Raw genomic sequence first — 12,025 nt, forward strand, 5'->3', positions numbered from 1 at the left:
GTCTACTTAAATCTCATACTTTCTGCCACCGACGTAGCCGATGTTGAAGATCCAAGTACTTGACGGCTACCCGTTGCACCTTGCGGCGCTGCGGGTTTGACCGTGCCCCACGCCGGCGCTCAAGGTGCAGGGATAATCATCGAACGGCCGAGCGTCTACCGCGACGATCGTGAACGAGCGCTCTCGCGAGCACAGAACTGGTTCAGTGGTGTCGCAAATCGGCCCGTCAGCAAGTTAACGAACAGAGCGATGCACCCACCGTGCATTGCCGTCGACTTCAGCGCGATCGTTGGCGGCATATCGGCGTCGGCGCAGTCGAATCCGCGGAGCGTCTCACGGCTCGTCCGTCGCGAAAATCCTTCCGGCCGTGACGATCACGACGAACTCGATGGTGAGCGAGCGCCGAAATCCGCCGAACACGGATACGACGTGACGGACTGACGAAGGCATGGGATCGGTGAGATAGGTTCACGAATCGACTTCGCCCGCCGCACCAGAGCGGCGGCGGGCAACGTGGTCAGTATGGGTGAACGCTTAGCCTCCGAAGATCGAGTTCAGGGATCCGAGGGATCCGGTGACCGTGAAGGTGTGGGTCAGTGCGGTTCCGGCGACGGCGGTGAAGCCGCTGCCGGCGGCCGCGCCATCGCTTCGCGCTGCCTTGCCCTGTCCGGCAGGTGCTGGTGACGTCAGTCCGCGACGGACGAGATGTGGTGCAGAGAATCGAGTGCACCCGATGAAGTGTCGCAGCGATTTCTGTTCAGTCATTGATTTCTTGTGCCCCGTTCTCACTGTCGGAGATTCGGGTCGATCAGTGCGGGATGTGCCCGGCTACCGTGAAGGATCCCGGTGCAAGTCCCGGAAGCTTGCCGCGGTAGGTGTTTCGTCCGGGAAATTCAGTGGCCGAGAGATCAGCGACCGGGCCGGGTTCAGCGGCGCCGTCGGATGAGGCGCAGGGTCGCTGTTCGTGGTGAGGGGAAGGTTCTTGTCACGCACGCGGTCGCCCACCCCAACAGGTCGGGGTGGGCGGTGCTGCTGGAGGTCAGGAGTTCCAGGTCATCGAGCCCAGGCTGCCGAATGATCCGGTGACTGGTGGGGTGGTGTCGGTGATCTCGAGGACCACCGGCAGTACGGCGTCAGTGCCGATGCCGATGCCGTTGGAGGCGGTGAGGGTGAACTCGAATTTTCCAACGGCGGTGGGGGTTCCGGAGAGCACCCCAGCCTCGGTGAGGGTCAGGCCGGCGGGTAGGTCGCCGATGGTGACGGTCACGGTGGGGGCGGGTTGGCCGGTGACGGTGAACGCGTGACTGTAGGGCTGGTCGAGGACTCCGGTGGTGGGGGTTCCGGTGAGGGTGGGTGCCTGTTCGATCGCGATTACCGACACCGAGTAGCTGCCGTTGTTGATGACGTAGGCGCGGGTCCCGTCGGGGGTGATCGCCACCCCGATCGGACTCGAGCCGACCGGAATGGTCCCGATGATCGTGTTGGTGGCGGTCTCGATCACCGACACCGAGGCGCTGCCCTGGTTGGTGATGTAGGCGCGGGTTCCGTCGGGGGTGATCGCCACCCCGTACGGATTCGCGCCGGCCGAGATGGTTTCGCCGCCTGTGTTGGTGGCGGTGTCGATGACCGACACCGTGCCGCTGCCCTGGTTGGTGATGTAGGCGCGGGCTCCGTCGGGGGTGATCGCCACCCCGACCGGACTCTGTCCGACCGGAATGGTCCCGGCGACTGTGTTGGTGGCGGTCTCGATCACCGACACCGATGCGCTGCCCTGGTTGGTGACGTAGGCGCGGGTCCCGTCGGGGGTGATCGCCACCGCGTTCGGAGACCCGCCGACCGGGACGGTCCCGGTGATCGTGTTGGTGGCGGTCTCGATCACCGACACCGAGGCGCTGTTCCAATTGGCGACGTAGGCGCGGGTTCCGTCGGGGGTGATCGCCACCGCGTGCGGAGACCCGCCGATCGGGAGGGTCTCGGCGGCTGTGTTGGTGGCGGTGTCGATTACCGACACAGTGCTGCTGACGAGGTTGGCGACGTAGGCGCGGGTCCCGTCGGGGGTGATCGCCACCCCACGCGGCTGGGTGCCGACCGGGATGGTTCCGGCGGCTGTGTTGGTGGCGGTGTCGATCACCGACACCGTGCCGCTCTGGTTGGTGATGTAGGCGCGGGACCCGTCGGGAGTGATCGCAATCGCAATCGGATTCGTACCGGCAGGGATCGTGGCGGTGACGGTGTCTGCGGAGGCCGGTCCTGCCCCGGCGGCGAGGGTGGTGAGTGCGATCGCGGCGGCGCCGATGCCCGCGAGGAGTCGGCTTCGCCGGGTCGGCGACGTCGATCGGTACATGGTGGCCATAAAAGGGTGTCCTTCCGGGGGATCCGCACCCCGGGGTGCGTAGCAGTCACACGGGAGGGGTGGCTACCACACCAGAACATAATGGACATCCGCCACGAAATGGGCCCGTATCGGGGTGGAAGCCTGGTGTCGGCTTCTCCGGCGATAGTGGAAGCTGCGGTATGTTTCGCTGATCTGCGCTGTATCTCGACACTGTGCCGGATCGGCTGACGGGGCGAGATCAGGGTGCCGGGAGACTGTCGGCGTCCCGCTCGGTGCGCGCCGATTCGATGTTCGTGTACAGGGCTGATCGCTTCAAACTTGTTTTTCGGCAGAGTGTTTCGAATGTGAACTGCCCGGTCTCGTAGGTGTACGGCAGGGATGCACGCTCTTTCGGGGCGAGTGTGTGTTGACGGCTTTTCGTCGTGTCGGCCGCCGCCGACGAGTTACCGGCATGGACTACTGCGGTCGCGGGATTCGGAGGTATGTTTCTCTACTGCGGATGCAGTACAAGCTGTCGGTGAAGTCGGTGAAGTCGGTGAAGTCGGTGGCCCGGGGTACGTTCGGGGTGAGGGGAATGTTCTTGTCACTTACGCGGGGCCACCCAACGTCGAAGCGATGACCGGGGCTCCGGTTGCGTGTCTTTCGGTGCGCCGCCGACGACAAATGGGGGTTCTTCGCGTTTCGCTCTGTGGGTGGTGCTGCTGGAGGTCAGGTCGTCGAGTTCCACGCTGGATGCCACGATCGATGGACCGCGACCCGTGGTCGGAGTCCGGTGGGCCCGACAGTAGATGACAGAAACTCGCGTATCGGCGTGAGATTGATGCCGGCGTTCTCACGAATCAACTCTGCAAGCTCTGAGGATGTACTGTCCGCAGTCACGTTCTCACGCACCGGAATTGTCGTGATCTGGCGCAGCCTCTGCCCGTTCGAGCTGCTCGATGCGGCTTTTGAGCCGGTCGATCGTCATGCGCACACTCCAGATGAGTTCGACGGTGCTCTCCTGCATCGGTCGAATGCCCATGACGGCGTACAGCTCACGCCACAGCCTCCGCTCCGAGGCGAGGTAGCCGGCGTACGTCGACTCCAGCATTAGCAGCTGAACTTCTGCCGGGACCTGCTTTTTCACATCCGGTCCGTACGGCGGCGGCTGCTGACCTCTCCAGGGCGACCACTGCGACTGGACCTCGACATCGCTCGTTTTGGCCAGTCTTTCCAGTAACTCGCGGCACGCCGCAGGTGAGGAAAAGACTGTTTCAAGGCACCGGTGATAGTCCGGGGGCACCATCTGCTTGTGTTCTGACATCGGTCATCGCTCCCGCTTGCTCCGTCCGGAGACGAAGAGGTCGAGCTTACACGCGATCCGACGAAGCAGTACTGACCCTGGAGGATGCCGACACTCGAGCATTCGTCCGATCTTGTCTCGAGAATCGCTGGGCGCGGTAACTTTTCGTCCAGCGGACGTGTCGGAGGCTGTCGCTACAGTCCGGCTATGAGGATTGAGCAGTTCGCCGACTCCCACCGCGAGTGAAGCAACAACCTCCTCCAGGAGCAAGTCGATTTATGCCCAACGCTGCCTCGCCTGAAACCCCAGGCTACATGTGCGGCAACCTACTTGGCGCCGCCTCATGGGTCGTTGGTCGGCGCTTTCGCGTTGTCAGGGGAGATGCGCCGTTCGGTCCAGGAAATCCTGCCCGCCGGAGAAGTACCGAAACGAGCACAAGCAGGCGCTATTGCCCGCTGGCCGGGTGGTGGGTTGCCACGCTTGCCGCCGCTGCCATTCGGGCGGATCGGACTGCGGCCCACAACGGTCGCAACATTGATTCGCGGGCCTGGATGGCAGATACGCTCGGCGCCTCGTTGGTGGAATCATGTTCCGCCACAGTCAATATCGCGGCAACTTGATCGGCGCTGTCGAGGACGCGCAGTGCTCGGGACGAGAGCGATTCCGGGTATCGGTGATGCGCATGCTCGGAGAGGGCCTCGGCGATTTTGGCACGAGCGTCGTCGGTGGGTGTGCCCGTGGGAACCGTCTGCAATTGGAGCAGCGCCGCTGCGGCATTACGGACGACCTCGCGCATCGAGTATTCAGCCTCACCCAACCCGATGTGTTCAGCCGGACCGGACACGTTCGGGACGGAATACACAGTCCATCTCAGAACGTCGGGTCCCTCGACAACCGGAACCAGACCGAACCCGGCGGATCCCGGTTCGCCGATCAACACGCCTTCACCGGTGGATAAGGCTGCGTCGGCAAAATCCGTTCGAGCCGGTAGGCCTCGGACATCGCCGGCAGCGGGCAGGACTAATCGCAATTCGGCCGGCGAGATGTTCCCGGCGCGTCGTAGTACCCGGAGCAACATCGGGGCGCCGCCGTCAGTGATGCCTGGCCAGCCGAGCCCGAGGGCCGCGGCAGTATCGGCGTCGGCGGCACCGATCAGATGCATTGGCGCCCACGCCGCGAGTGCGTCGATGACGTCGTCCGGCGCACTGTCACCGGCCAGCCATGACGCTGCCCACACTGTGAGTGTTGCGCTGGGGGAACTCATGTCAGAGGAGTTTAGTTCGGCGTGGCAACCTGTGCCGCGCGGGCATCGTGACCTAGCGTTATTCGGCGTGAGCGGTAATGGATACGGTGACATTTTTGCGGGCCATACCCGCGCCCAGAAGCGTGTGACGCCCCAGGTAGCGGCCGAACGCGACCTCGTTGTCGAAGACGTGGCGACGGGGTTCTGCGGTGCGGTAGTCGGGTTCGAGCGAACCTACGACGGCGATTTCGTGCGACTCGAGGACGGCCGGTCACGGACCCGATTGTTCGCGATGCGGGAGGCGGCGTTCCTCATGGACGGTTCACCGGTGACGTTGGTGCGTCCGGCGCCCAAGGCTGCTTCGGCGAAGCCGGCGCGGTCAGCTTCAGGTTCGACGCGGGTCGAAGGATTACGCGCTCGTACAGCGTTGCCGAGCCGGATCTGGGTGGAAGGTGTCCACGACGCGGCGCTGGTGGAGCGAGTGTGGGGACACGACTTGCGCGTGGAAGGTGTTGTGGTTGAACACCTCGAGGGTCTCGACAATCTGGGGGAGCGGCTTGCGGAGTTCGGCCCCGGTCCCGGCAGACGGGTCGGTGTCCTGGTAGATCACCTCGTCACGGGTTCGAAGGAAACGCAGTTGACGCGGGGGCTCGGTCCGAATGTGTTGGTGACCGGTCATCCGTACATCGACGTCTGGGAAGCAGTGCGGCCCAAAGCTGTCGGAATCGCTGCGTGGCCGAAGATTCCGCGGGGTGAGGACTGGAAGACAGGGATCTGCCGCGAACTCGGTTGGGGAACTCCTCAGGAGGGTTGGCGACGTGTCTACAATGCCGTGGAGAGTTATCGGGATTTGGAAGCGCCACTGATCGGTGCCGTCGAACAACTAGTCGACTTCGTAACCGAACCGAACTGACGGGAGCACGGCGCAGATCACACATTCTGGTTAGATGGTGTTGTGGCTGCACTTATTTGGCTTATCGGAGCACTCGTGCTCGCCGGCGCCGAAGCACTGGTAGGAGATTTTTTCCTGCTGATGCTCGCCGGGGGCGCGCTGGCAACTGCCGGCTTCAGTTCGGTCACGGATTTTCCCGTGTGGGTGGACGCCGTGATGTTCGGTGTGTCGTCGGCAGCATTGATATTGGTCGTTCGGCCTTTTCTGTTGCGGCGCTTCGGCACCCCGCCGCCCACTGCGATGGGAATTCAGGCACTCGAAGGCAAGCACGCCATCGTTCTCGAAGAGGTGGGCGAGCACGCCGGTCAGGTCAAACTGAACGGCGAAGTATGGACGGCTCGTCCCCTCGATAGCTCCGAGGTGTACCCGCCGGGCACCACGGTGACGGTGATGGAAATCAACGGCGCAACAGCAGTTGTCTGGAGGGGACCTTAAAAATGGCAGCACTCATAGTGCTCGGTGTGGTGGTGCTTTTCGTGATCTTGGTGGTCGCGAAGTCGGTAGCACTGGTACCGCAGGCTGAGGCCGCGGTTATCGAGCGGCTCGGCCGGTACTCGAAGACGGTATCGGGTCAGCTCACATTCTTGATCCCGTTCGCGGACCGGGTGCGTGCGAAGGTTGATCTGCGCGAACGCGTGGTGTCGTTCCCGCCACAACCGGTGATCACTCAGGACAACCTGACGCTGTCCATCGATACCGTCGTGTACTTCCAGGTCACCAACCCGCAGGCAGCGGTCTACGAAATCAGTAACTACATTGCCGCGGTCGAGCAGTTGACCACGACGACGCTGCGTAACGTCGTCGGCGGTATGACGCTGGAAGAGACGCTGACCTCGCGTGATTCCATCAACGGTCAGCTGCGCGGCGTACTGGACGAAGCAACCGGACGTTGGGGCTTGCGCGTCGCCCGTGTGGAGCTCAAGAGCATTGATCCGCCGCCGTCGATCCAGGAGTCGATGGAAAAGCAGATGAAGGCCGACCGTGAGAAGCGCGCCATGATTCTGACTGCTGAGGGTCATCGTGAATCTGCGATCAAGACCGCCGAGGGTGCCAAGCAGAGCCAGATCCTTTCGGCCGAGGGCAACCGGCAGGCCTCCATCCTCAACGCTGAGGGTGAGCGTCAGTCGCAGATCCTTCGCGCTCAAGGTGATCGCGCTGCCAAGTACCTGCAAGCGCAGGGTGAGGCCAAGGCTATCGAGAAGGTCTTTGCCGCAATCAAGGCGGGCAAGCCGACCCCGGAAATGCTTGCGTACCAGTATCTTCAGACGTTGCCGCAAATGGCGCAGGGTGATGCCAACAAGGTGTGGCTCGTTCCGAGCGATTTCGGCGATGCGCTCAAGGGTTTTGCGACAACCCTTGGTGCACAGGGTCAGGATGGCGTATTCCGTTACGAACCGTCCACAGCCGATGCGGATCTCCCGAAGCCTGAGGACGATTCAGCCGAGGTAGCAGAGTGGTTCGAGTCCAAGTCTGATCCGGCTATCGCAGAAACTGTGCGCGCAGCGGAAGTTGCTGCTCGGACACCTGTCGAGGATCCGGCGGCGGCTGTTCGATCGCTTCGTGACACTGCTCCGCAGGCTCCGGCGTCGGGATTCAACGAGCCTGCACTCCCACCGGCGGGCGAGAGTGCCTTCCCCGGACAGCTTCCCTTGCAGTCCGACCGTGAAGAGTTCCAGCAGAAATACCCGTACCAGGATCAGCCGCCGGAAGGTGGACCCAGGCACTGACCTGCTTGACTGACGAAAAGGCGCTGATCACGAAACTTACGTGATCAGCGCCTTTCCCGTTCCACAGACGGCGATCGCCCAGAGGACGCTGGCGAAGGTACCGATGATGAACTGTTCGGATGCATGCGGTTCACGCAGTTCGGGGTAACGCGCTAAACCCTTGACTGCCAAGACGATTGCAATACCTTCAGGCCACCCGGCCAGAATGGATACCGCGACGGCGACGCGCTCGAGCACACCGATGACACGGCCCCCACGCAGCGGTCCAGCATTGGGGGCGGGACTTCCGTCGGGTTGGCGTCGAGCAATCTTGAAGGTGGCCAATACGATTGGTGCTCCGGCCGTCGCGGCGGCGAGTACGCAAAGTACCAGCGTTGCTCCCAGCGCGAATCCGGTGACCGGCATAGTTCGAGTGGCGGCAAGCGCTGCAACACCGAGCGCGGGCAGTGACACCGTCGCAGACGCCCATTCGGGAATCTGGATGTGGCCACCACTGAGTTTCGGCATGGCAGCGGTAACAACCGGTGCTGCCGCCGCGAGCGCCAGCGCAATCAATGCCAGAACGACCATACTTTTTCGATCCCCCGCTTCGTCGAAGTGCGATGTTACTCGATGGAATCGGTAGTGGCTGAGTGCAATGCCGTCCGACGTCTGACACGATCCGAGGATGGAACCTGTCAGTGATGCGTCGGTCGGTGACTGGATCGAACCCCGCTTAACCAAGGGAAGGGCCGCAATCACCGCTGTGGTGTCTGCTGGCTTCGACGCCTAGTGCGGGTCCTGCATCCCATTGAAGTCGACGGAGAACGAGATCCTCGTCTGCCGCGATCTCGAAGGCTTTCCCATTAATCCGGACGACTCATTGCAGTACGACGCTGACCGGGTAAACCGGTGACCGTGGTGGACGGACTGTTGGCTGAGGCTGGGCTGAGCGAGTGTGCACAGTCCAACATTGACTGTATGCCAGGCTTCGGCGCATTCCTGATTATTTTCGTGATCATCGGAGTTCTCGTGGTCTTATGGCTGGGACTGGCCGGCTCCGCGACCGTCGCGATTGTTTCGTCGAAGATCGGCGTCATAGATCGATTCTTGTGGGTGGCTGTGGTGTGGGTCGTTCCTGTGGTTGGCGCGGTCGCCTGGTTCGCCCACCCGCGACGGTAATTTTCCAGGTTTTCGCTGATAGGTCGGTTGAACACAAGCCTGTGTCTGCTATTCGACGCAATAGGCGAATCCGAACCGGGGGTAGTCCCGTCGACCAAATTTGGACATTAAGGACGATTTTCCCTCGGGAATGGAATTCATTCTGTTACGGTACGGTTCGCTTTCTTTCGGCTGCGTTTAGTTGAGGAAAGTCAGCCGATGCCCCAACAGTTGGGGTTGACAGACTTCAATAGCAGACGCGAAGAGGCATTAGTCCGTATGAAACACGATGCACACACAACCCCGTGGTGGTCGATCGGCGAATGGCGCCTCAGCTGGAAGGTTTTCGCAGTCTTCGCAGTTCCGATGCTCGTCGCCGTCCTGCTCGGCGGCATCCGGATCCAGAGCGAACTGACCGATGCCTCGAACCTCAGCGTATCGGCTGAACGTACGTTCGCCCTTCCTGCGGCACTTCACTTGGAGCAAGCCCTCAACGACCTAACAGTCGCATACGCCTCCGGCGGCGAAATCAACACTGCCGTCGCGGAAGCCACAACCGCGATACAAGAATTTGCTACCGCCGGGATCGTGTTCCAAACCGACGCAGCGCTTTACGACCAGGTCTCTCAGACTGTTCGGAACAGCCAAGCTCTCGTCGACGAAGTTTCAGTCGGCTCACTATCTCCAGATCAACTGGTCTCCCGCCTCACCGACATGTCGAACCAGATCTGGACACCGTTCTCCGATGTCATGAATAAATCCCAGTTGCCACTTCTGAGTAAGCGCGGTGCCGAGTTCGAGGCGATGTGGGGGGCCCGTCAAACACTCACCAATCAGAGCATTTTGTACGGTACCGGCGACCTCGATCAACAAACGCGGACCATTCTCACTTCAACTGCCGGCGCAGAACTCACCAGCCTCGGCACACTCATGCGAATCGTCACGCCAGGCGGGGTGCTCCCGCCAATCGACGTAGACGTTGCCCAGGATCCCCTTGCCCTGCTGAAGCCAATGCAGGGATCCGCAATGAGTCGCATCGGCGAAATCGCTGCCACACCGTCGACGTCCCCTTTGAGCGGCGAATTCGGCATCGGCTTGCAATCCAGTCGCGATCAGTACGACGCCCTCGCCGAGGCCGCGATCGCCAGGTTCGTTGCCGCAGTGACCGCTGAAACCAGTGCCGCTCAATCCGCAGCTCTTCGCGACGCCGCACTGGTTATCGGTGCCGTACTCGCGGCCCTTGTCATCGCTTTGATCATCAGTCGCTCGCTGGTGGATCCCATTAGGCGCCTTCGGCTCTCAGCTCTTACGGCATCACGACACGGACTTCCGGACGCGATCGAACGAATCCGCGCCGGTGAGAATGTCACTGACCTCGAATTCCCGCGTGTCCCCATCGACACCCATGAGGAAATCGGACAACTTGCACGCGCTGTCGACGACCTGAACGGCCAAGCCATCACCCTCGCCGGTGAGCAGGCAACTCTCCGTCGTCAGGTCAACGACGTGTTCGAAACGCTCTCCCGACGCAACAAGTCCCTCGTCGAGCAGCAACTCAGCCTCATCGAGCAACTCGAACAGGACGAAGACGACCCGAGGCGCCTCGAGAACCTCTTCCGCCTCGACCATGTCGCCACGCGCATGCGTCGTAACAGCGATAATCTTCTGATCCTTTCCGGTGGCGAAGGACGACGCGTCCGAACCGTACGAACCGAACCGATCGCGCTCTTCGACGCGCTGCGCGCTGCCGTTTCCGGAGTCGAAAACTATGTGCGCATCGAGCTCGGACAGATTCCGTCTGCAGTGGTCAGTGGGCAGGCCAGTGCAGATGTCGTGCATCTGATTACCGAACTCCTCGACAATGCGCTGCGCTACTCTCCGCCCGAAACTCCGGTGACGATCGATGGCGCACGTACCAACGACGGTTCAGTGCTCGTGGAGATTGCCGATCTCGGTATCGGAATGTCCTCGGCAGACTTGGTCGACGCCAATGGACGCCTCGCGTCCGAAGGTGAGATGAGCCCCGAAACAGCCCGCCACATGGGACTTTTCGTCATCAGTCGTATCAGTCGTCGATACGGCATTTCGGTTCGCCTGCGCCCGTCTTACACCACATCCGACCAGAGCGGTATCACCGCCATGGTTCACCTGCCTGCGGCGTTGCTCGAGGCGCCCCGTGACAATGCAGTTCGACCGCCGACGGTTCCATTTGTTGCTCCGGGGTTTCCCGCACCTGCTGCGAATGAACCCGAGTACTCGGTCACAACTGTCCAACCCGCCGCAACTCAGGGGGGCGAGGCACCGTCAAGATCAGCCAACGGACTTCCGCTGCGCCAACCGAGCAATACCTTTGCGGTCACCTTGCCGCCACCTGTTTGGGGCGCACCCGCTGCAGCCGCGTCACAGTCGGCTGACAGTATGCGTCCCACGGCGAACACACTTCCTCGCCGTACTCCAGGGATCAGTGGGGTACCCGGCGTCGGTAATGCCCTCGGAACTGAACCAGCACCGGCACCGAGCGTCACGGAAACCTCAGCCCCTCAACGGGATACGAGCGAGTCCGGCGTCACGAAACCGGCGCCGCGGCACCTGTTCAACACCCCTAGCCCGACCAACACGGCGGCGTTCTTCTCCTCCCGGACGCGCGACGTGATACCGCCGCGTGTGGACGTCTTCAGCGAGGATGCTCCCGGGGCTACCTCTGACATTCCGCCGACTGCATCCCCGATCTTTGCCCGGATGGTGACCGAGTGGCTGGTCGATCCGACAGACGACAACTCGCGTGCCGCAAGCGAAAGCATCTGGACAACCGAAGCTGACGAGGGTTGGGTTGCGGCGCGTGCATCGACGGGTATGCCCGTCACCAGGATCTCCGATTCGGGTCTCCCGATCCGGGAGCGTGGTGCACGGCTGGTGCCGGGAACTGTCGGAACGGCAACTGCCCCTTCCCATTCCGGACCTCACCGTCAGAGCGCCGGCCCGGAAAACATCAGACGGGGATGGACTGACTACCAATCGGGCGTCAGCCGCGGACGACGCCACGCCATCAGTGAAAACAACACGTCCCTACACTCGACCACACATGTTCAGAAAGACGAAGGAGAACAGTGAATTCTGTCGGAGCCCCAGAAACCCCCCGTGCACTCGACTGGTTGGTATCGGGCTTTGCGCGTGACGTTCCGGGTGTGAGCCACGCGATCATCGTCTCGGCCGACGGGTTGTTGAGCGCGGCGAGCACCCACCTTCCGCTCGATCGTGCAGACCAGTTGGCTGCCGTGACATCCGGACTCGCCAGCTTGTCGGCGGGTGCATCACGTTTGTTCGACGGCGGTGCTGTCCTGCAATC

At 62.1% G+C, this 12,025-nt stretch carries 12 protein-coding genes; 7 read left to right on the forward strand and 5 right to left on the reverse strand.

What is annotated here, in order from left to right:
• Positions 1-96 precede the first annotated feature (96 nt).
• Positions 97-441, forward strand: coding sequence for a hypothetical protein (locus tag MTX36_RS22470; protein WP_243621861.1), 345 nt, complete (start codon positions 97-99; stop codon positions 439-441).
• Between the two features lie 93 nt (positions 442-534).
• Here the strand turns inward: MTX36_RS22470 and MTX36_RS22475 are convergent, their stop codons facing one another.
• The 4 genes from MTX36_RS22475 to MTX36_RS22490 all read right to left on the reverse strand — a co-directional run bounded on the left by MTX36_RS22475 (position 535) and on the right by MTX36_RS22490 (position 4,881).
• Entirely contained in the window at positions 535-765 is a 231-nt protein-coding gene (locus tag MTX36_RS22475; RefSeq protein ID WP_243621862.1) for a hypothetical protein, read from the reverse strand.
• A gap of 274 nt (positions 766-1,039) precedes the next feature.
• A complete protein-coding gene (locus tag MTX36_RS22480; protein WP_243621863.1) occupies positions 1,040-2,353 on the reverse strand; it encodes a beta-propeller fold lactonase family protein in 1,314 nt (437 codons plus the stop codon).
• Positions 2,354-3,218: 865 nt separating this feature from the next.
• Positions 3,219-3,461: a hypothetical protein gene (locus tag MTX36_RS22485; protein WP_243621864.1), complete on the reverse strand. Its 243-nt coding sequence runs from the start codon at positions 3,459-3,461 to the stop codon at positions 3,219-3,221.
• Positions 3,462-4,062: 601 nt separating this feature from the next.
• A complete protein-coding gene (locus MTX36_RS22490) occupies positions 4,063-4,881 on the reverse strand; it encodes a hypothetical protein (protein WP_243621865.1) in 819 nt (272 codons plus the stop codon).
• A 124-nt stretch (positions 4,882-5,005) separates the two neighbouring features.
• Here MTX36_RS22490 and MTX36_RS22495 point away from each other — a divergent pair, with 124 nt between their 5' ends.
• From MTX36_RS22495 to MTX36_RS22505, 3 genes are read left to right on the forward strand one after another with little or no spacing between them, the layout of a single operon-like run.
• Complete coding sequence (locus tag MTX36_RS22495; RefSeq protein WP_374230522.1) at positions 5,006-5,773, forward strand: DUF3097 domain-containing protein; 768 nt, start codon at positions 5,006-5,008, stop codon at positions 5,771-5,773.
• Between the two features lie 42 nt (positions 5,774-5,815).
• Entirely contained in the window at positions 5,816-6,247 is a 432-nt protein-coding gene (locus tag MTX36_RS22500; protein ID WP_094272868.1) for an NfeD family protein, read from the forward strand.
• A gap of 2 nt (positions 6,248-6,249) precedes the next feature.
• Complete coding sequence (locus MTX36_RS22505; RefSeq protein WP_243621867.1) at positions 6,250-7,539, forward strand: SPFH domain-containing protein; 1,290 nt, start codon at positions 6,250-6,252, stop codon at positions 7,537-7,539.
• 36 nt (positions 7,540-7,575) lie between these two features.
• Here the strand turns inward: MTX36_RS22505 and MTX36_RS22510 are convergent, their stop codons facing one another.
• Entirely contained in the window at positions 7,576-8,109 is a 534-nt protein-coding gene (locus tag MTX36_RS22510) for a hypothetical protein (protein WP_243621868.1), read from the reverse strand.
• 390 nt (positions 8,110-8,499) lie between these two features.
• Here MTX36_RS22510 and MTX36_RS22515 point away from each other — a divergent pair, with 390 nt between their 5' ends.
• The 3 genes from MTX36_RS22515 to MTX36_RS22525 all read left to right on the forward strand — a co-directional run.
• Positions 8,500-8,700: a hypothetical protein gene (locus MTX36_RS22515; protein ID WP_243621869.1), complete on the forward strand. Its 201-nt coding sequence runs from the start codon at positions 8,500-8,502 to the stop codon at positions 8,698-8,700.
• A gap of 258 nt (positions 8,701-8,958) precedes the next feature.
• Complete coding sequence (locus MTX36_RS22520; protein ID WP_243621870.1) at positions 8,959-11,790, forward strand: ATP-binding protein; 2,832 nt, start codon at positions 8,959-8,961, stop codon at positions 11,788-11,790.
• Positions 11,787-12,025, forward strand: a 239-nt coding sequence (locus tag MTX36_RS22525) for a roadblock/LC7 domain-containing protein (protein ID WP_243621871.1), incomplete at its 3' end; no start/stop codon positions are given. The genes MTX36_RS22520 and MTX36_RS22525, both read left to right, overlap by 4 nt.

Source organism: Rhodococcus sp. ARC_M6 (assembly GCF_022810305.1).
Taxonomy (GTDB): domain Bacteria; phylum Actinomycetota; class Actinomycetes; order Mycobacteriales; family Mycobacteriaceae; genus Rhodococcus_F.